Annotated in this window: 21 protein-coding genes and 3 pseudogenes; 14 read left to right on the forward strand and 10 right to left on the reverse strand. The window is 58.3% G+C overall.

The window, feature by feature from the left end; genetic code table 11:
- The 3 genes and pseudogenes from IVB01_RS14435 to IVB01_RS14445 all read left to right on the forward strand — a co-directional run.
- A pseudogene (locus tag IVB01_RS14435) lies at positions 1 to 437 on the forward strand (IS3 family transposase); the annotation flags it as partial.
- Positions 438 to 652: 215 nt separating this feature from the next.
- Positions 653 to 1375, forward strand: coding sequence for a hypothetical protein (locus tag IVB01_RS14440; protein ID WP_247494626.1), 723 nt, complete (start codon positions 653 to 655; stop codon positions 1373 to 1375).
- A 28-nt stretch (positions 1376 to 1403) separates the two neighbouring features.
- Positions 1404 to 1707, forward strand: a pseudogene (locus IVB01_RS14445) (IS3 family transposase); the annotation flags it as partial.
- A 272-nt stretch (positions 1708 to 1979) separates the two neighbouring features.
- On the opposite strand, the gene IVB01_RS14450 reads toward IVB01_RS14445, so the two are convergent.
- On the reverse strand, positions 1980 to 2261 hold the full coding sequence (locus IVB01_RS14450) for a helix-turn-helix transcriptional regulator (RefSeq protein WP_247296147.1): 282 nt from the start codon (positions 2259 to 2261) through the stop codon (positions 1980 to 1982).
- A 433-nt stretch (positions 2262 to 2694) separates the two neighbouring features.
- Between IVB01_RS14450 and IVB01_RS14455 the strand changes: the two genes are divergently transcribed.
- Together IVB01_RS14455 and IVB01_RS14460 are read left to right on the forward strand one after the other, a co-directional pair.
- Positions 2695 to 2973 carry a DUF2285 domain-containing protein gene (locus IVB01_RS14455; RefSeq protein ID WP_247296149.1) on the forward strand — a complete coding sequence of 93 codons (279 nt, stop codon included), beginning with the start codon at positions 2695 to 2697 and terminating at the stop codon, positions 2971 to 2973.
- Positions 2974 to 3387: 414 nt separating this feature from the next.
- Positions 3388 to 3927 (forward strand): DUF2285 domain-containing protein, encoded by a 540-nt coding sequence (locus tag IVB01_RS14460; protein WP_247494627.1) that lies wholly within the window; start codon positions 3388 to 3390, stop codon positions 3925 to 3927.
- 226 nt (positions 3928 to 4153) lie between these two features.
- Here IVB01_RS14460 and IVB01_RS14465 read toward each other — a convergent pair whose 3' ends face one another.
- From IVB01_RS14465 to IVB01_RS14475, 3 genes and pseudogenes are all read right to left on the reverse strand, one after another.
- Positions 4154 to 5062, reverse strand: coding sequence for a LysR family transcriptional regulator (locus IVB01_RS14465; protein WP_247293801.1), 909 nt, complete (start codon positions 5060 to 5062; stop codon positions 4154 to 4156).
- A gap of 361 nt (positions 5063 to 5423) precedes the next feature.
- Positions 5424 to 6296 carry an isocitrate lyase/phosphoenolpyruvate mutase family protein gene (locus IVB01_RS14470; RefSeq protein WP_247494628.1) on the reverse strand — a complete coding sequence of 291 codons (873 nt, stop codon included), beginning with the start codon at positions 6294 to 6296 and terminating at the stop codon, positions 5424 to 5426.
- Positions 6297 to 6308: 12 nt separating this feature from the next.
- A pseudogene (locus tag IVB01_RS14475) lies at positions 6309 to 7496 on the reverse strand (pyridoxal phosphate-dependent aminotransferase).
- 388 nt (positions 7497 to 7884) lie between these two features.
- On the opposite strand from IVB01_RS14475, the gene IVB01_RS14480 reads away from it, so the two are divergent.
- From IVB01_RS14480 to IVB01_RS14505, 6 genes are all read left to right on the forward strand, one after another.
- Complete coding sequence (locus tag IVB01_RS14480; protein WP_247494629.1) at positions 7885 to 9465, forward strand: ABC transporter substrate-binding protein; 1581 nt, start codon at positions 7885 to 7887, stop codon at positions 9463 to 9465.
- A gap of 74 nt (positions 9466 to 9539) precedes the next feature.
- Positions 9540 to 10526 carry an ABC transporter ATP-binding protein gene (locus tag IVB01_RS14485; protein ID WP_247494630.1) on the forward strand — a complete coding sequence of 329 codons (987 nt, stop codon included), beginning with the start codon at positions 9540 to 9542 and terminating at the stop codon, positions 10524 to 10526.
- Positions 10523 to 11521, forward strand: a complete 999-nt coding sequence (locus IVB01_RS14490) for an oligopeptide/dipeptide ABC transporter ATP-binding protein (RefSeq protein WP_247494631.1) — start codon at positions 10523 to 10525, stop codon at positions 11519 to 11521. Before IVB01_RS14485 ends, IVB01_RS14490 begins: the two co-directional genes overlap by 4 nt.
- Entirely contained in the window at positions 11521 to 12453 is a 933-nt protein-coding gene (locus tag IVB01_RS14495; RefSeq protein WP_247494632.1) for an ABC transporter permease, read from the forward strand. The genes IVB01_RS14490 and IVB01_RS14495 overlap by 1 nt, the downstream gene beginning before the upstream one ends.
- Before the next feature lie 39 nt (positions 12454 to 12492).
- A complete protein-coding gene (locus IVB01_RS14500; RefSeq protein ID WP_247494662.1) occupies positions 12493 to 13329 on the forward strand; it encodes an ABC transporter permease in 837 nt (278 codons plus the stop codon).
- 4 nt (positions 13330 to 13333) lie between these two features.
- Positions 13334 to 13654, forward strand: coding sequence for a hypothetical protein (locus IVB01_RS14505; protein ID WP_247458676.1), 321 nt, complete (start codon positions 13334 to 13336; stop codon positions 13652 to 13654).
- A gap of 533 nt (positions 13655 to 14187) precedes the next feature.
- Here IVB01_RS14505 and IVB01_RS14510 read toward each other — a convergent pair.
- The 4 genes from IVB01_RS14510 to IVB01_RS14525 all read right to left on the reverse strand — a co-directional run bounded on the left by IVB01_RS14510 (position 14188) and on the right by IVB01_RS14525 (position 15710).
- The gene (locus IVB01_RS14510; RefSeq protein ID WP_247458674.1) at positions 14188 to 14472 is read right to left on the reverse strand and encodes a hypothetical protein; all 285 of its coding nucleotides are present in this window, start codon (positions 14470 to 14472) and stop codon (positions 14188 to 14190) included.
- 235 nt (positions 14473 to 14707) lie between these two features.
- On the reverse strand, positions 14708 to 15025 hold the full coding sequence (locus IVB01_RS14515; protein WP_247494633.1) for a DUF1778 domain-containing protein: 318 nt from the start codon (positions 15023 to 15025) through the stop codon (positions 14708 to 14710).
- A gap of 78 nt (positions 15026 to 15103) precedes the next feature.
- Positions 15104 to 15445: a type II toxin-antitoxin system PemK/MazF family toxin gene (locus IVB01_RS14520; protein WP_247450926.1), complete on the reverse strand. Its 342-nt coding sequence runs from the start codon at positions 15443 to 15445 to the stop codon at positions 15104 to 15106.
- Positions 15446 to 15464: 19 nt separating this feature from the next.
- Positions 15465 to 15710 carry an AbrB/MazE/SpoVT family DNA-binding domain-containing protein gene (locus tag IVB01_RS14525; protein ID WP_247281279.1) on the reverse strand — a complete coding sequence of 82 codons (246 nt, stop codon included), beginning with the start codon at positions 15708 to 15710 and terminating at the stop codon, positions 15465 to 15467.
- A gap of 617 nt (positions 15711 to 16327) precedes the next feature.
- Between IVB01_RS14525 and IVB01_RS35700 the strand changes: the two genes are divergently transcribed.
- The 3 genes from IVB01_RS35700 to IVB01_RS14535 all read left to right on the forward strand — a co-directional run bounded on the left by IVB01_RS35700 (position 16328) and on the right by IVB01_RS14535 (position 17186).
- Positions 16328 to 16627 (forward strand): helix-turn-helix transcriptional regulator, encoded by a 300-nt coding sequence (locus IVB01_RS35700; protein ID WP_346659337.1) that lies wholly within the window; start codon positions 16328 to 16330, stop codon positions 16625 to 16627.
- On the forward strand, positions 16534 to 16923 hold the full coding sequence (locus tag IVB01_RS14530; RefSeq protein ID WP_247494634.1) for a hypothetical protein: 390 nt from the start codon (positions 16534 to 16536) through the stop codon (positions 16921 to 16923). The genes IVB01_RS35700 and IVB01_RS14530 overlap by 94 nt, the downstream gene beginning before the upstream one ends.
- Before the next feature lie 83 nt (positions 16924 to 17006).
- Entirely contained in the window at positions 17007 to 17186 is a 180-nt protein-coding gene (locus IVB01_RS14535) for a type II toxin-antitoxin system HicA family toxin (RefSeq protein ID WP_247473851.1), read from the forward strand.
- Between the two features lie 73 nt (positions 17187 to 17259).
- Here IVB01_RS14535 and IVB01_RS14540 read toward each other — a convergent pair whose 3' ends face one another.
- Both IVB01_RS14540 and IVB01_RS14545 read right to left on the reverse strand, forming a co-directional pair.
- A complete protein-coding gene (locus IVB01_RS14540) occupies positions 17260 to 17433 on the reverse strand; it encodes a hypothetical protein (RefSeq protein WP_247473848.1) in 174 nt (57 codons plus the stop codon).
- Between the two features lie 139 nt (positions 17434 to 17572).
- Positions 17573 to 17797, reverse strand: a complete 225-nt coding sequence (locus IVB01_RS14545; RefSeq protein WP_247494635.1) for a hypothetical protein — start codon at positions 17795 to 17797, stop codon at positions 17573 to 17575.
- Positions 17798 to 17938 lie beyond the last annotated feature (141 nt).

Below are 17938 nucleotides of genomic sequence, written 5' to 3' on the forward strand. Positions count from 1 at the left end.
CTCGCTCTACGTCGCAGCGGTGATCGACCTGTTCTCACGCCGGGTGGTGGGTTGGTCGATGAGCGCCGCCATGACAGCTCAGTTGGTAACCGATGCCCTGCTGATGACCGTCTGGCGACGCGGCAAGCCGGACGCCCTGTTGCACCACTCCGACCAGGGCAGTCAGTACACCAGCGAGCAGTTCCAGCGTTTGATGGCCGACCACGGCATTCTCTGCAGCATGAGCCGTTCCGGCAACGTCTGGGACAACGCGGCGATGGAGAGCTTCTTCTCGTCGCTCAAGACCGAACGGACCGCCAACAAGATCTACCGAACCAGAGACGAGGCACGAGCCGATGTGTTCGACTATATCGAAAGATTTTATAACACGATCCGCAGGCACTCGACTCGGGTATCTCAGCCCGGTTGAGTTCGAGCGCAAGGTGGGATTAGCTTAACCTGGTGTCCATCAAACCGGCAGCAGCTCAGACTGTATAGTTCCACCCTACTTGGCTTGTAAGAGACGGCAATGAAGATGCTTAGGCGCTTCAAGCCTCAGATTATTCAGAGCGCGCTTCACCCGAGCCTGGAGCGATGAGACTGCTTAGCAATTGCTGCTAGCTCAAGCTCGTCAGCGACTAGCGTACGTTACACATTACACGAGGCGAAAAGCGTGCCCGGTGCTAATACCCCCAATTCGAAGCCTTCGATTGCCACGAAGCCGGCAGCTGGCCGGCTATTTTTTCTCGAGGTCAGCACCAACCGCATTCAGACCATGAATCCGGACGGCTCCAATCGAAAGGTTATTGTCACCGATTGTCAACTTCCGGACAGTCTCGCCGTCGATGTCCGTGCCGGTCAAGTCTATTGGACCAATATGGGTTCAGCTATCGATGTCAACGACGGGTCAATCGAGCGGGCTGACATTGATGGAAGGGCTCGGAAAGTGATTGTCCCACTTGGTGCGACGTTCGCGCCAAAGCAGATCCAACTCGATCAAAAGAACAACAAGCTCTATTGGTGCGACCGCGAAAGAATGCGCGTGACCCGCTGCAATCTCGATGGGTCAGAGATCGAGACGCTCATCGAGGCCGGTCGCGGCGAAGTCGATCGACGGGATCCAACCAAATGGTGCGTGGGCATCACGATCGATACCGAGCGTCAGCAGATGTATTGGACGCAGAAAGGTCCAGAAAATGGCCGCCCTAGAGCAGGCAACGAAGCCGCTGCGCGCCGGTCGCGGCGTCGAACACTGGCACCTTACCGCCCACGCATTCGGCGCCAGAACACACCGGCAGTATTCGGCGGAAGAGAAGATGCTATCATCTTGGAAAAGACTGCGGGGGCGAGGAGAATATCTTTAGGCGCGGGGGCATTGCCGCCTCGATCGATGTAGTATGGCGGGCCAAAGGAGTTCGTGGGGTGCGGCAACTTCTGGCGAGATGAAAGATCTGCGTCGTGAGACGACGGCGCCAAAGGAAATCGGTGGCCGACCTTAGGCTGGGGAACCGGTCGCCCAAAAAAGCATGAACGGGGATGGGGGAGGACGAGGCATGAGATATCCTGCGTCCGAGGAAAACCGATCATTTAGCTGGTGGAGCAATCGCATTTCTGGCCAGGCGGGACAGTCTTGGTATCCCACGCGCCACATTCTATCGGTGGTATGAGGGTTACCGGGAGGGCGGCAGCGACATGCTGACCGATCATCGATTTCGACCGGAGCGGGTCTCGGCGAAGACGAGAACTGGCTGTCAGACGTCGCCTTTAAACCTTAAATGGACCCCGAGGACGGCCTCATCTGATCTTCGGTCTCGGTGACCGTGGCATCATGGCGTTGCGAGAACCTTGGTGGAGCTCATCAGGATACACAAGGAAAGCCTGAACTCCTCAAGCGGTGAAATCGGCGGGTCCACTGTCCGCCCCCCGGGGAGGTTTGCGGCAGTCGCGAAATTGATGTGAGCGGCTTGGGCAGCAAGTACAATGCTCGTGCGTGAGGAGTGTCATTTCTTTCTGCTACGTGGGGGTAGGGGCTTTCGACCCTTACGCAACGGCTTGGGAGCCGTCGCCCCTTTGGGTGGCTGAAGAAAGAATTCAGACAAATGAACCCCAAGCGTTTCCGCGATACGGTCGAGAAGATCGATTGTCGGGTTCTCCGATTGCTGCTCGATACCGCCCATATAGGAGCGGTCGATCTTGGCATCGTATGCCAATCGCTCTTGCGAAACACCGCGATCTACGCGGATCCGGCGCACATTCCAGGCGACAAGCGCACGAGCTTTCATGCGCTAAAGCAGCCATTCCGACGGCCATCAAACCACTGGCTATAACCATACTATTGCGGTACGTTCGCCCAACATGCAGATGAGCAGAGTCCGCGCGTAATCCGAATAATGGAGCGGTACTGGATTCAGATGGCGCGCCGAATCAGCCTGTGCTGACGAGCTACGACGAGCTGCGTCCCATTTCGCCTCTTGATTCGAAAGGCTGGACGACAGTTCTGCTGATGGAGCGGAACGGACTGCGATCAGATGCATTCGGACGATGGTCGGAGCGAACGAATTGAAGGGAACGACGGCAGTCAGCGCTGTTAGGTATTCATTGACTTTGGCAAGAATGCTCCTGCAGGCCGCGACAATCGGCTCTCTACGAAAAGGTTCTGAATACGGCTACCGTCCCTAAAATCGAGGCTTCTCAATCTGTTAGGACTTTCAGGCCGTGCCGTCCGATCCCAAGATCGCAGATTTCGCGCCTAACGCGCCGCAGCTCACGCCCTATGACGAGCAACATGCCGTCACGTATATGCGTCTGCTGGATGCCGAGGCCGATAATGCTGATTGGCGAGAAGTTGCGCGCATTGTGCTTGGTATTGATGCCACCCTGGATCCGGATCGCGCCCGACGTATCTTTGAAAGCCATCTGGCTCGCGCCAAGTGGGCGGCACGTCATGGCTTTCGGCAGCTCCTGCAGCGCGGTTGGCCGAAGAGTGAGGAATAAGTGCGTTCGAAACGGACGTCCCTTCTGGTGATGACCGATCGCAAAATTAGATCGTCATATCGCGCAAACTGCATGAATCGCGAAGACCTGCATTGGGTCAACCAGAAATAGTCACATTCGTCGGGCTGCAATTCCCTGCATGTGTGTTATCAACATACGGGGAAAGTGGTGCGATGCCAGGTGCTGACTGGAGATCAGAGAAGGCCTATCCCGATGCCAACAAAGCAGGGGCCGCGGACATAGCTTGGGAGTGGCTACGCCGCAACGGCGAGTACCAACGAGACTATTTGGCTCTCGCCATGAGCGAACGATCCGACGCGATGCCGGACCATTTCCGGCAGCAGTGGGGACTGTCTTTTCGCAGCTGATCCGCAAAAGACGTTCGACCAACAAGCCATTTTCTGGGCGCCCGAGGTGCTCGCGACCGTGCTGCCCTTGCGCGCGGCTGTCCGCTCGGTAGCGTCGTACGATCTGGATTTCAGAAAATTGGGGGGTAGCGAGCTTCGCCATGCGCCGGATGGATGGCATGCCATCGTGGCGCTCGGAGGAGCAAAGCATCGCCTGTGGCTAACAGAACTTCCACCGAGCGGCTCCTCGCTTGCCGTCGACCTGCCGTTCGACGGCAGTTTCGAGGTTCGTTTGTGGGCAGCACATCGTTTTTGGCTGGCGCTCGAACGGCGCCCCATCGGACCACCGCCTCTGACGCTGCCAATCTTGACCCGCCGTCGGCTCATCCTCGCCTTGCGTGCGGTCGATGGGTCGTTGGAGGGACACAGCTATCGCGAAATCGCGCAAGGCTTGTTCGGCAAGCATCGCATTCCCGATCGCGGCTGGAAAACGCACGATCTGCGCAGCCGGACCATTCGCCTGGTCAAGAACGGGCTGCTTCTGGTGCGAGGCGGCTATCGCGCCTTGCTCCGTCGCAAGCGTAAAGGCGAGGGCGACCCGTCCTGAGCTTTGGCTGATCGGCTAAATTTAGCCCGTATCTTACAAAAAAACCATCGTAGTCGGCCGGTTTGAACGCGTTTTGGCAGGGCGCGGGTAACGTCTTCACTTGCAGGCTGGCCGCGGTGCTCGCAAAATGACGAGCTCGCCGGCAATCGGAACAGTCAGCATGTGCAAATGGACACGCTAAGATTCCAAAGATTGATCAAACGTCTGCCATCACGCAAATACGCGATTAGGCGGCTTCCGGAATCGCGGCCTTCTTACAGAGCCGCGCGACCCATCGGCAAAAGGCGCGAGCGACTTCGAGATTGTCACTTCGGTCCACCGCATAGGCCCGATATTGCATGCCGCTTGAAGTACGCGATCCCGGTATGACATGGAGCGCCCCTGTACGCACGAGATCGCTGACAATGATTTCCGGCGCCACCAGCAGGCATTTCCCGGTTATGACGGCGGGCAAAGCAAGGTAATTATGATCGTATCGCGCCCCCGACTTGATGTCCTTCGCGGTCAGGTTCATGGCTCTGAGCCAAGTGGGCAGTATGTCGGGCCTCGATGTGATATTCAGAATCGGCATTGAGCGGGCAGTGGAGAGCGTTTTTCCCATGACGTGATTTGGAGCGCCTACGCATACGAGCATCTCATTGTAGATCGCCCAATCGTCGGCCGGTTCAGCGACACAAAGATCGCGAGTAAGCAGGATGTCGAAATTGTCGGAGGATCTCGGTGGAGACAATGAACTGATCACGTCGACGACGACGCCGCCCATCTCGGCAGAGAACGCCTGGAGATTGGGTATCAGGAAGGAGTAGGCGAAGGTGGAAAGAGAGGTATGGACTACGATACGATTGGCGTCCGTTCGGTTCCTGCGCCGCATTCTCTTCGCGGTGAAACACACTGTATCAAGCGGTTCGGCCACGGCGTTCGCAAAGAGCCTTCCAAATTCTGTCAATTCACTGCGTCGACCCCGCCGTTGAACGAGATCCGTGCCAAAGTAGTCTTGCAACACAGCCAAATAGCGGCTGACCGAGCTCTGTGTCGTTCCCAATGTGCTCGCCGCACGCGTGACGCTTCCCTCGCGCGCAATGGTCACAAAGACCCGGATAGCATTGAGGGGCACTTCATTGTGTTCGGCAGCCATTTTCTGCTCCGGTAGCTTCTGGGCTCTCCGCTGATTGTCACGGCGGGCCATTGCCAAAAGCTCCATCACATTATTCGATGTCTATAGCCGGATTGCCGCTTATAAGTGATATCTCGCGCACAAAATCTGCCTTCTCGAGGATTCGGGCGATCTGCTCGGCGACTTCGATTGCTGTCGACGGCTTTCTAAGAGTGATCTCCAGGTGCCGGCAAGCGGGATGACTGCTGATGTCGCGATCGACATCGAGGGCCGTCGAGATGACAGGCCCGAGACTTCTTAGGTGCGTTCAGGATTGCGTGCGAATCAGAGCTCGCTGCTGACTGCCGTCTCAAAATCTCGCTGGCAGGTATCAGTTCAGCGTTCAGCGAAGGAAGCGAGCTTCAGCCGCCTTGACCTCTTCCATCTTCTGGATTCTGAAGATCTCATCCACCGGCAGAATATCCTTGTGGACATTCTGGACGCCACCATCCGCGATGATCCGGCGGAAGGTCTCCTGCATGGCGGTTGCAGCAGCACGAATGCCGTAATTGCCATAAATCATCATGCGGATGTTGCCGAGCATTTTGACCCGTTTGGCATCGAGGTCAGGGTAGGCGTTCGGCACGATGACCAGCGGCACCGTTCCGGTCCAGGCGCGCGCAAAGCTTTCGATCTCGCAAGGGGTCTTGCTTTTCGAATGGATCAGGATCATGTCCGCGCCAGCTTCCATATAAGCATGTGCCCGATGCAGGGCCTCCACTTCGCCGAGGCCGGCGATCAGGGCTTCTGTGCGGGCGATGACGAGGAAATCCGGATCCGATCTTGCCGAGATGGCAGCCTCGATCTTCCCCTGGAATTCTTCAATGCGCAACAGGTCTTGGCGGCCCTCGGCAGCAAGGCTCGTTACTTTTGGAAAGGTCTTGTCCTCGATGACAACGGCACTGGCGCCGGCCCGCTCATATTCCGTGATAGCGTGAATGACGTTAATCGCATTGCCATAGCCTGTATCAATGTCCGCGACGATCGGAAGCCTCGTGCGTCCGGCGATCGCCCGCAGCATGTCCAGATGCTGTGTCATTGAGATCAGGCTCATATCCGGCAGCCCATAAAGCGCAGACAGCTCGAAGCCGGACGCCCACACTCCGTCGAATCCGGCTTCTTCAGCGAGCATCGCTGAGAATGGGCTGTGGGCGGCCATGACGTTGACAAGGCCAGTCTCGGCCATGCGGGCACGAAGGCGTTCGGCAGTGGACATCGGAAAATCCTTTTAGGACAGGCTCGCGCAGGCGGCGATGATCCGGTCGCAGGCGCGCGTGAGGTCCTGGAGCGAGGAAGCATCGGAGATGCGAATATAGGGCGAAGCCATGAAGCCGCTGCCAGGCACGACAGTCACGGCGAAAGCGTCGAGCAGATACATGGCAAAATCACTGTCGGTCTCGATCATCTTGCCGTCGGGCGTGCGCTTGCCAATGACACCCGCGCAGGAAGGGAAAATATAAAAGGCACCGCCCGGTACACGGCAAGCAAGCCCCTTGGCCTGGTCCAGCTTGCGGATAACAAGATCGCGTCGCTGCATAAACGCGCGCGCGAACTCTGTGATATGGGCCCGTCTCCCTGACAGCGCCTCGAGCGGCATATTGAGAAACCGAGCTGGTGTGCGAAGAGGCCTGGCTCTGGATGAGGTTCATGGCCTTGATCAGCGCCAAAGGCCCGGCGCCGTAGCCGACGCGCCAGCCGGTCATCGCGTCTGCCTTGGACACCCCGTTGACCGTTAAGGTACGCTCGCAGAAGTCCGGCGCGACTGCGGCTATCGTTGCAAAGTCGGCGTCATAGGTGAGCTTTTCATAGATGTCGTCGGATAGCACATGCACATGGACATGCCGGCGCAACACCGCAGTGAGCGCGAGCAAATCACTTCTGCTGTAGACCGCACCGGTCGGATTGCATGGCGAATTCAACATCAACCATTTCGTGCGCGACGTGATCGCCTGGTCCAGTACCTCGGGGCGCAGCTTGAAGCCATCGCGTTCACTGCAGGCGACGAGCACCGGCTTGCCGCCGGCGAGGGCCACCATGTCGGGGTAGGAGACCCAGCATCGCGTCGGGATCACAACCTCGTCGCCAGCATCGAGGCGGGCAAATAGTGCGTTGAACACAACCTGCTTGGCGCCGCAGCCCACCGTGATCTTGTCGACACCGTAGTTGAGGCCATGATCGCGACGGAGGCTCTCGCCAATTGCTGCCCGCAATTGCTTGATTCCGGCGACCGCCGTGTACTTCGTCTGCCCGGCACGGATGGCCCGGATACAGATGACGGACGGCGTATCGAATCCGGCTCGCCTTGGCTAAGCGTGATCACATCGGTTCCCTGATCTCGCAGCTCGGCGGCGCGAGCCGTCATGACCTTGGTTTGAGAGGGACTGACGATCTTGAGCTGTTCTGAAACGAGAGACAAGACAGAATACCCTACGCGTTCGAATGAGCGATTGGGGATCTATCCGAACTCGAATGGCCAGACGAGCCAGGTGATCGCGGCTTTGGATATAATCATCGAAGATTACGATAATTGTATCGCTTCTTCGTGCGGCTCTGTTAGCACTCGCATGAGTCGTTTGCGTCTCAGCTCCTCCTCATCATCGGCCTGCCGATCATCGGATAATTGCAAGCACACATCGACTTATTCGATGTGTGTCATTCTGGCGTAGCAGTTCAGGCTTTTAAGCTCGCGCACAATCGCGAAATTGAGCAACACAAGCGCTCGATTTCAAGAATTGAGAGTCTGTGCCGGTCGAACAAATCGCGGGCTGGCATTCGCATCAATGAACGTGGAAGCGGAGGCGGTTATGACCCGTATCGATCTGACGCGACGGCAAGCCATCGCAGGTAGCCTTGCCGCAAGCGTGGTAGCCAGCACAGGCGCCGGCGCCGTGGAGAGCGAGCCTAAGACATTGCCGCGTCGCCGCCTCAAAGTCGGCATGTCCGGATTTCCGCGATCGTTCGACCCGGTTATCGCGACCGATACTGCCATTCGTCGGGTCGTGCCGCAGCTTTTTGATACGCTGATCAGAGTAGACCATGCTCACGACATGACGCTACGGCCGGGCTTGGCCGAGCGTTGGGAGCGGATCAACGCGCAGTCGTTGCGGCTGTTCTTGCGCAAGGAAGTCGTTTTCCACGATGGGGCGCCTTTGACGGCTGAAGATGTTGCCTTTAGCCTTGGTCCTGACCATCTGCTGGGACCTGGACGCAGCGGCATGTCCGAGGCGCTTCAGTCGCTTGATCGGCTCGAGAAGGTCGAAATCCTCGATCCTTACACCGTCATTGTGCATGCAAAGCGCGCCGACGCGCTCCTCGAGCAGCGTCTGGCTGCTTGGGCATCGGAGATCGTGAGCCAGCGCGCCTTTTTGGCGGCGGGCTCGTGGGAGCGCTGGACCACCGCCCCTGTCGGAAGCGGTCCCTATAAGCTTGTCGATCACAAGCTCGATATTCGTGTCTCATTGAGCGCCCACGATGCGTATTGGGGCGGGCGGCCGCCATTCGATGGCATCGAATACCGTATCATTCCCGAGCTTTCCGCGCGCGTGAACGGCCTGCTCGCCAGCGAGCTCGACATTGCCACTGACATTCCGCCCGACCAGTTCGCGGGCATCCAGAAGCGTGCTGATCTCGAGATCGTGGGTGGTGCCGTGCAGAATATCCGCTCGCTCGCCCTCGATCAGACTGATCCCATTCTGAAGGATGCGCGTGTTCGCCGTGCGATGAGCCTTGCGCTCGATCGCAAGCTGATCGTGCAAAGCTTGTGGGAGAACCGGGTCCCGATTCCGAACGGCTACCAGCTGCCGAGCTACGGGGAAGGCTACATCCACGAATTCCCCTCGCTTGCCTACGATCCCGGCAAGGCCAAGGAGTTGCTGGCTGATGCGGGCTACAAGGGAGAGCAGATCACCTATCGTCTGCTCAACAATTACTACCCCAATCAGGTCTCTGGCGCGCAAACGATGATCGAGATGTGGCGCGCGGTTGGCCTGAACGTCAAAGTCCAGATGATGGAAAACTTTGCGCAAGTTCAGCGCCAGCCGGTCCGTGCCATCTTCGATACGTCGAATACGGCGCTGTTCCTTGATCATCTCGGCCATCCCTGGCGTGAATTCGGGCCGAGCGGCACTCTGCCAAGGTCGATCGGAGTCTGGAGGAACGAGGAATATTTTGCGCTCGGCGCCAAGCTCCTGGACACCGTGCAGAGCGAACAGCGCCGGCCGATCATCCGTCGCATGCTCGAGATCATCAACGAGGTCGATCCCCCTTGCGTGATCCTGCACGTCTCAGGCCAGTTCTATGGCAAGCGCCGCGATGTGCCATGGCTGCCGGGATTGACGCTCGACCTCAATTTCGGCCCATTCAACAGAGCTCTGATCCGGACCTGATCGCGATGGCGCATACCTTGAATCGGCTTAAAGCCGATGCGGCCTCTATGATGAGGGACGAGCAGGGGCCTTGCATGGAGGCGATTCTTCAGATCGCAGGTTTGCGTGTCGCGTTCGACGGTGTGCCGACGCTGCGCGCAATCAATCTCACGCTCGCGCGCGGCGAGTCGCTGGGCATGGTCGGTGAAAGCGGTTGCGGCAAATCGGTGACATGGCTTGCTGCGCTTGGACTGTTGACGCGGCGCGCTAAAGTAACGGGCAGCGTACGCTTGGCCGGAGAGGAGCTGCTCCATGCACCAGCCTCTCGCCTGGACAAGATGCGGGGTGGGCAGATCGCCATGATTTTCCAAGACCCGGCGAGCGCGCTTAATCCTGTGCACAGGGTGGGCGATCAGATCATAGAATCCTTGCGGCTTCATCGTGGTATGGATCACCGCACGGCCCAGGTCGAAGCGCGACGTCTGCTCGACCAGGTCGGCATCCCCGATGCAGCGCGCCGGCTTGGCGCCTATCCGCACGAATTCTCCGGTGGGCAGAACCAGCGCGTCATGATCGCCATGGCGCTGGCAGGACAGCCCGACATCTTGATCGCTGATGAGCCTACCACCGCCCTGGATGTCACTATTCAAGCGCAAATCCTTGAGCTTCTGCGGCAAATCCAGCGCGAGACGGGCATGGCGCTGGTCTTGATCTCGCACGATCTCGGTGTCGTCAGCGAGATCTGTGAACGTGTCATGGTCCTTTACGGGGGGCACATCGTCGAAGAATTGCCCGCCGACCGTCTCTTGAACCAACCTGCTCACCCATATACGAAAGGTCTTCTTGCGGCTCTTCCAAGCCTGGATGGGCCGCGGCAACGCCTCTTCGCCATTCCCGGTGTCGTGCCAAACGCAGCCGCGTTTCCGCCAGGCTGTCCTTTCGCCCCTCGATGCGATCGGCGGATCGGACGCTGTCGTGAATGGGCGATTGAGCTCGCCTCGCTGGATGGCGACAGCAGACACAGGGCCGCCTGCTTGCATGTCACGAGCGAGCCACCCGCGGGCGAGGTCGTGGCTGCATGACCGGGGCTGCCCCGCCGATCCTCCAAGCAGACTCGCTTGTCCGAAATTATCGCTTGCCACAGGGCCTTTTCCAACGTCCAGCGATGGTCCAGGCGGTCAATGGGCTCTCCCTGCAGCTGGCTCCCGGCGAAACCCTCGGACTGGTTGGCGAATCCGGCTGCGGCAAGTCGACTGCGGGCCGGCTCCTGATCGGCCTGGACCGGCCGGATGCCGGCAAGGTGATCTTCGACGGAGAAGCTTTGTCTGCTATCGGCGATAGTCGATGGCGCCGGCTCAGGATGCGAATCCAAATGGTGTTTCAGGATCCGCTGGCTGCGCTCGATCCCCGCCTGACGATCGGCGCGCAAATGGCCGAGCCGCTCGAAATTCACGGGCTTGGCAGCAAGTCTGAACGAGAGGAGCGGGTCAATGCGCTTCTTACGGATGTGGAGCTCAGGACCGACCACCTCGGGCGCTTTCCGCACGAGCTTTCAGGCGGCCAGCGCCAGCGTGCCGTCCTGGCTCGTGCGCTGGCCACCGATCCGGATCTCCTTGTCTGCGACGAGCCAGTATCGGCACTCGACGTCTCGATCCAGGCGCAAGTGATGAATCTTCTGCGGGACCTGCAGGGGCGGCGGCGCATGGCGATGATCTTCATCAGCCATGATTTGCGAGTGGTCCGGCTGATCAGCAATCGGATTGCTGTGATGTATCTCGGCAGCATCGTCGAGGAAGGATCGTCTGAGGCGGTTCTTCTGGATCCTTTGCATCCTTATTCGCGGGCGCTCGTTTCCGCGGTGCTGAGGCCAGGAAGACATCGCTCTCGCACCATCCTTCAAGGAGATCCGCCCAATCCGGCTGCGCGACCGGGCGGCTGTGCATTTCATCCTCGCTGCCCGGTCGCTCTTCCGCTTTGCGCGCGGCTCGCTCCAGAGCTCAGATCCGCTCCTGACGGGCGGCGCGTCGCCTGCCATCTGATCGGCGATCATGGTGCCGAACTCGACAAGGAGACATGATGGCTCGTTTTATTCTGGTCCGCTTGGCGCGCGCGTTCCTGACCATCGCAATTGTGGTTACATTCGCATTCGTGGTGCTGCGTGCCTCTGGCGATCCCGCACTGGCGTTGTTGTCGCCGGAAACCCCCGCGGAAGCGGTGGAGGCCTTCCGAAAGGCCTGGGGGCTCGATGCGCCACTCTGGGTGCAATACGTCAGATACCTCTTTGCCGTCGTGCATGGAGATCTTGGCCAATCGATGCGTGACGGACGTGCCGCGATCACCGTCGTTGCCGAGCGCATTCCTATCACGCTGATGCTGACTGCGCCGGCGCTGATCCTCAACCTGATGATCGGCATTCCGGCCGGCGTCTACGCGGCCCTCAAGCGGGATAGTCTGGCAGATCGCTTGGTGATGATGGTCGCCGTTATCGGCTTCACCGTGCCATCTTTCGTGCTTGGCCTCCTGTTCATACTCGCTTTCGCAGTCGAGCTCCCCTGGTTCCCCTCGGGCGGCGCCGGCACTTGGCACCATGTGGTGCTGCCGGTCATCACGCTCGGTCTGGGCGGCGCGGCCGTTCTCGCCCGCTTCAGCCGCAGCGCCATGCTCGAGGTGCTTGGACAGCCCTATATTCGTGCGGCCAGCGCCAAGGGCGTGCCTTGGGCCAGGGTCGTGACCGGTCACGCTCTGCCCAACGCCGCGATAGCGGTGCTGACCATCGTCGGCTTCATGGTCGGCAATCTCATCGCGGGAACGGTGCTGGTTGAAAGCGTGTATTCGTGGCCAGGCATTGGCAGTCTGCTGGTCGTGTCAGTCGCCAGTCGCGATTTGGCTGTCGTCCAGTGCATCCTGCTCGTCGTGGCCGCCGCCATGATCACCACCAATCTTACGATCGATCTGCTCTATGGCATGCTCGATCCACGTTTGCGCCAGTTGCACTCTGGGAGGCGATAATTGAGCATTTTCGCAGACCAGGTTCTGCCGTCTTCAAAGATGCGACAGGTGTGGTGGTGGCGCGACCGCGCGATCGGAATAGCAGTCGCCTGGCTGGTTTTCATGCTTCTTGTCGCGATATCTGCAGATCACCTCGCTCCGTATGACTATGCAGCCCTTGACCTTCATCATCGCCTCGCTGCACCTCTTGGCCTTGGCGGAACTATCGCGCATCCCTTCGGTTCAGATGAACTCGGTCGGGACGTACTGGCACGCCTGGTCATATCCATTCGCATCAGCCTCCTTATTGCTTTCGGGGCGACGTTGATCGGCGCCATCCTTGGCATCACGCTCGGCTTTTTGGCCGCTCACTTCCGCGGCTGGGTAGAGCAGATCATCCTCGGCTGTGTCGATTTTCAGGCAAGCATGCCGTTTCTCGTTTTGGCGCTCGCGGTGCTTGCTTTCTTCGGCAACTCTCTGCTCCTCTTCGTTGGGCTCATCGGTCTCCACGGATGGGAACGCTACGCCCGCGTCACCCGCGCGCTTGCGATGAGTGCCAACGAGCAAGCCTATGTGATCGCCGTACGGCAGCTTGGCGCAAGTCCATGGCGTCTCTACCTGCGCCACATCATGCCGAACATCGCTTCGACGTTGATCGTCACTATGACACTTGCCTTTCCAGACATCATTCTGCTCGAGAGCGGCCTTAGCTTTCTTGGACTCGGAGTGCAGCCGCCGCTGACTTCCCTTGGCAATATGGTCAGCTATGGTCGTGACTATCTGACCCGTGCTCCCTGGATCCTTGTTCTGCCTTCGCTGGTCATCTCGCTTACGACCTTGTCGATTTCGCTGGTCGGCGACTGGCTGCGCGACCGGATCGACAAAACATTGTCGTGAGACTTTGAAACGCGAGATCAGAGATATCTCATCGCTCGCATGGGAGACGATCGTACTTTTCGGCAACATAGCAGAGAAGTTCATGCCTTCGTCGGATCTTTCACGTCTCAAGGTTGTTCTTGCAATGGCAAGGCAAGAGAAGCGCCGGGCGCCGGGTTCGGCTTGGAGTTTCCTGGCTGGCAAACCTCAAGACGCGTGTCTCACCAGCGGGGCTTGTTCGACAATGATCGTCAACAACAATACCGCTAAGGCGGGTTGGACGTGCAGCAATGCGAGTTTGCTTTGTGCCGACCTCGATCTCGATTTACATGCTGTTGTAGCCTGATAGGGGTCGCACGCCGCGGCCTCGAGCGCGCAGTTTGGCTCAAGCTGATGTTGGATGCTGTAAAGCGGCTTGCTGTGCGCGGGTGCCCGCACGAGCCGTCCAGGTACTTCGCGGGATACTTATTCCAGTCGAGCCTCTCCCACTGCATGCCGCAGGGAAGCGTAGCAAGGCGATGTTGAAGGTTATTCAGAATTCGTAAGACGTCGCAAACCTCCGAAAGGAGCGGTGGTCCCTATGAGCAGGGCATGCTTTTTGGCAACCTTCACAAGGTGCGTCGGTCCTGTTCTTTCAACAAGCTTTTCGCATTATGAGTGGGGCTCGACGCGAAAGAACCAGTAAAGCCTTGCGCAAATTGCCGGTCGAGACCTGCACAATACCAGCCTTCTTAAGGCTTGGCGCGTGCCACGCGACTCGTGGCGCTCATCGCGCTCACTCGGTATTCTGGCCGGGCGCGCCTTTGCGTTGCTTTTCATGAGGCCCTCCTCAATGGCTGAATGGGAGGTAATGGGTCAGTTCTAATATGACGCAGGGCCTTACGAGGGCATGGCGTCAATTGCTGTTTCTAGCGAGAGAAAAAACGTTCTTGATCCCATCGGACTCTCGATAAATTCGGCCTCCGTCCAAAAGGCGGGGGCCTTTTCATCGATGGCATGCACCAGAATAGCGCGGATGCCGATCGTTTCTGATGCGTGTACGATTTGATGTAGCGCGTGCTGAAGCAGGTCTTGGCCAAGACCTTCACCCTTATAGGTAAGGTCGCGAGCCAACCGTCCTATGATGGCGACTGGCACTGGATTTGGCAGGCCATGTCTTTTCATCGGAGGCTTTGGGATCGCTGCCCGTTCAACGCTGCCAGATGCTATGCAGTATAGCCAATGATTACATTGTCCTCACACACCACGTATGTGCGAGCAGTTTTGCCCTCGCTTTCGAGAGAGCGGTTTTTGAGCCAATCGTTCAGCGCTTCATTGCCACAGCCAAAACGGCTGAAGTCGTGCGTAGGCTTGAGAAGCGTGGAGGTTGTCATGCCCCCACGTTTCCCCGGATGTTGGATTACTTCTGCCAAAGCGGCTTACGCTTCATCAGTGCCTTCAGCTTGGTTCCGGCCGGAGGCGGGTTATCAAGCGCATTCAAGAAGGCGGCGTGCTTCTCTGGATCGAGAATAAACAATCTTTGAGCCAAAAGCATATCAATGGCATGTTGCCGCGCGCTATCCAGCATAAATTCGCTAAGCGTCTTACCGACTGCAACGGCGGCAGTATCGATCAGATGCTTCACCTGTGCGGTAGTGCGAATGTGGATATTGGTTTCGCTCCGGACGCGGCGCGACCTTACCCGCGCCCTAGGGCGCTCCAGTACTGCTGCTTCCATTGCGGTTACTCCTCACTGTCTCTCTGGACCTCTTATATTGCCGCCGCAGGACAAACAAAATGCACGTCTAAACGGGCGTTAATCTCCGAGGGGGAGCAATGTCCTGCACTTTGCGATGGCATCTTCCAGAACGCCATCGGGGGCCCGGCACGCGTAGTCCGACTTTCTTTCAAGCCAAGACATACTTTTGAGCTGATCGGCCACAACGCAGCCGCCGCGCTCCGTGCCGCCAGGAATTTCAAATTCCTCCGGGAAAAGCGACTCGAACGGATAGCCCTTTACCTTGCTAGTGATCGGGAAAAGAAGGCAAAGGCGGGAGAACTGATTATATTTGCGGGGCGACACCACTAACGCGGAGTGTCGTCCCGCCATTTCACGACCAGCCTGCGGATCGAAGTTGAGCCAGATAATATCACCCACGTCTGGGCAATACGGCTCTTTAGGAGCCGAACTCTTCGCCGACTGCAGCAGTCGTGTTATATTCCTCATGCAAGTTCTCGGGAGTCATGCCAGCTAGAAGCCCGTCTAACGTGTAAACGGGAGTCTTGCGCGGTTCTACGACTAATCTGCCGTTTTGAACCGTGATTTCGGCTTCCCGACCCGCGAACGCATGGATTTCCTTTGCGTAGGCGCTCGGAATGCGGAGAGCCAAGCTATTGCCCCACATTGCAAACTGAACGACCATCGCTACCTCCAAACGAGATACCCGGCAGGTATCAACAACGAAGATACACTAATAAAGTTGCTGCGCAACTAGATAGTGTAGATACATTGTATCGACAGGAGGATCAAGGTTCGATGTAATAAGACTATACCGATAATTCAACTATGGAACCGACGAATGAAGGCCCAAAAGGCGAGAAGCGCCACGCCGACACCGTACATCGGCAGGATTGCGACCGGTGAGGTCGCGGACACGCCCAGCAAGGCGCCGGGACGGGCTGCCGGCGGCCGCGCGGGAGGTCCTAAGCGCGGCTTAGTTGACTGGAAGGCTCCGGCCGCCAAAATGAGTGCTGCCGACCCGAAAACCCTCTGCGCTTAAGCTATTCGAGCGCGCTGGCCGGGTCAGGGAGATAGGTGCGAGCCAGTCCTCGGCTTTGGGGCGTCCGACATCGCCTCCTTATCCTCTTTCCAGTTCCGGCCCGATACCATTCCTTGAGCCCTGCAGACCATACTTGGCCAGAGTTTGCCTGGGCGGCGAAGCCCGCCGGCGTATGTCCCGTAGCCGACGCATAGCGCCTCTGGGCAGCGCAGATATATGGGGAATTCCAAACCTCTATTGCCTCAAATCGGGCTTACAGGGTGATCTGTTTTGGCAGATCAAATGCCAGTCGCGATCTGTTTTTACACATCCGAACGGCCCGGGAGGCCATCGGCTTGAGTCAACGCGATCTGAGTGCCCGGATCACAGTACCGCAGAGCCACATTTCCAAAATCGAGAGCGGCGGCGCCGATCTGAGGCTCTCCAGCCTCGTCGAGCTCGCGCGCGCGCTCGACCAGTGGTTCTGGTGCCGCGCAAGCTTTTGCCGGCGGTCGAGGCTATCGTCCGGAACGCTTCGTCTGCACTTTCCGATGACGCGCGCTTGCGCTCCAGCGTGCTGAGCCGCGCGCAGGCAGCCGTAACCAGGCTAAATCGACTGCATCAAAATGCGATGGGCCTAGAAGGCCTGAACCAAGCCTTACGCGAGCTCGCAAATTTGCAACTCGGAAGCTCAGAACTTGAAGCGATCCGGCGCATCACCGACCGGTTGATGAAGTTGCCGACGGGTCCGAACGCGCTACTTATGGTCCAGAGCGCCTCAAAACAACTGAGAGAGTTGCGCAACCGCATCGCCGACGCGTTGCCGGAAGCGCCGCGCCCGGCTTACGCACTCGACGAGGAGGAGGACGATGCCTGATGTTTCCGTCCTCGAGGTTCTGCTGTATGGAGAGCAAATCGGAACCCTGACACTCGTCCAAGGCACTCAAACGCTATGCCCCAATGAAGTCGATGGACATCATTGCAGCCCTAAAAGCCGACGGTTGGACGCAGGTAGCCCAGAAAGGCAGCCAGGTTCAGCTCAAGCATCCGACCAAACCGCGCGTGACGGTCCCTCGTAATTTTTTCCTGCTTATCGCGGCGGCAGAACTCGGTACCTCAGCTTCGTTTGGCTCGGGGTAAATGATCATCGCGCTCGCTTGCATAAGCTTGAGCTGATGCCATCGGGACAAAGCCGATTTGGAGGCCGAAGGCCTTACCAATTTTGGCAAGAGTCTCCGCAGTCGGCTTGGCTGTCCTTTTCCTCAAAGCCCTTCCACTTTTCGCGCTTGATCAACACCTTTAGCGCGGCGTCGACAATTGCGAAGTAAAGTGTCGCCGCTTCAGCAGGACCGTTGCCTTTGACGAAGGTCATCGGCAGGTACGCCATGGACGCTTCCTCCGAGCGATCGGTCGTGGCGGCGCAGCCGGCAACGGCAGTCTCTCATCGCCCAGCTGTCCCCTCGGCCTGTCCCTGGGGCTGTCCTTTCGTCACAGATTCATTGAGCTTCTCAGCGGCGTCAAGGACCTCAAGCCTCTCGAGGATCTTTCGTCCGTGCGCAGTGATGATCCAATATCCGCCTTTGTCCAAAGATATCGAGGTTCGGCTCGCGGCTCGCGATGCGCTTCATGCGCGCCGGCCACTCGGGCCCACTGGTGTAAAAGATCGCCAAGTGCTGTTTGACGATTTCAAGACTGGCTCGGCCGCCCGGTTGCCCGGCAAGTATCTTCAGGATGGACAGCTGAAAGCTCATGTGGGCACGTAATGATTCAACGAAAGCGAGACAATGCCGGCGTTACCAGAGGCACGTAGCGCACATCATCGGTTTTCAAACGGAAACCTTGCCGGCTAGGCCAGAGTACCGCATTTCATGTGCAGCTTTCGAGCGTTCATG

This window comes from Bradyrhizobium sp. 164 (assembly GCF_023073715.1).
Lineage (GTDB): Bacteria > Pseudomonadota > Alphaproteobacteria > Rhizobiales > Xanthobacteraceae > Bradyrhizobium.

Coding starts and splice junctions, on each gene's coding strand:
- IVB01_RS14450 (WP_247296147.1), bottom strand. CDS start 2,261: ATGAAAGCTCGTGCGCTTGTCGCCTGGAATGTGCGCCGGATCCGCGTA.
- IVB01_RS14465 (WP_247293801.1), bottom strand. CDS start 5,062: ATGGCTGCCGAACACAATGAAGTGCCCCTCAATGCTATCCGGGTCTTT.
- IVB01_RS14470 (WP_247494628.1), bottom strand. CDS start 6,296: ATGTCCACTGCCGAACGCCTTCGTGCCCGCATGGCCGAGACTGGCCTT.
- IVB01_RS14480 (WP_247494629.1), top strand. CDS start 7,885: ATGACCCGTATCGATCTGACGCGACGGCAAGCCATCGCAGGTAGCCTT.
- IVB01_RS14485 (WP_247494630.1), top strand. CDS start 9,540: ATGGAGGCGATTCTTCAGATCGCAGGTTTGCGTGTCGCGTTCGACGGT.
- IVB01_RS14490 (WP_247494631.1), top strand. CDS start 10,523: ATGACCGGGGCTGCCCCGCCGATCCTCCAAGCAGACTCGCTTGTCCGA.
- IVB01_RS14495 (WP_247494632.1), top strand. CDS start 11,521: ATGGCTCGTTTTATTCTGGTCCGCTTGGCGCGCGCGTTCCTGACCATC.
- IVB01_RS14500 (WP_247494662.1), top strand. CDS start 12,493: ATGCGACAGGTGTGGTGGTGGCGCGACCGCGCGATCGGAATAGCAGTC.
- IVB01_RS14510 (WP_247458674.1), bottom strand. CDS start 14,472: ATGAAAAGACATGGCCTGCCAAATCCAGTGCCAGTCGCCATCATAGGA.
- IVB01_RS14515 (WP_247494633.1), bottom strand. CDS start 15,025: ATGGAAGCAGCAGTACTGGAGCGCCCTAGGGCGCGGGTAAGGTCGCGC.
- IVB01_RS14525 (WP_247281279.1), bottom strand. CDS start 15,710: ATGGTCGTTCAGTTTGCAATGTGGGGCAATAGCTTGGCTCTCCGCATT.
- IVB01_RS14535 (WP_247473851.1), top strand. CDS start 17,007: ATGAAGTCGATGGACATCATTGCAGCCCTAAAAGCCGACGGTTGGACG.
- IVB01_RS14540 (WP_247473848.1), bottom strand. CDS start 17,433: ATGGCGTACCTGCCGATGACCTTCGTCAAAGGCAACGGTCCTGCTGAA.
- IVB01_RS14545 (WP_247494635.1), bottom strand. CDS start 17,797: ATGAGCTTTCAGCTGTCCATCCTGAAGATACTTGCCGGGCAACCGGGC.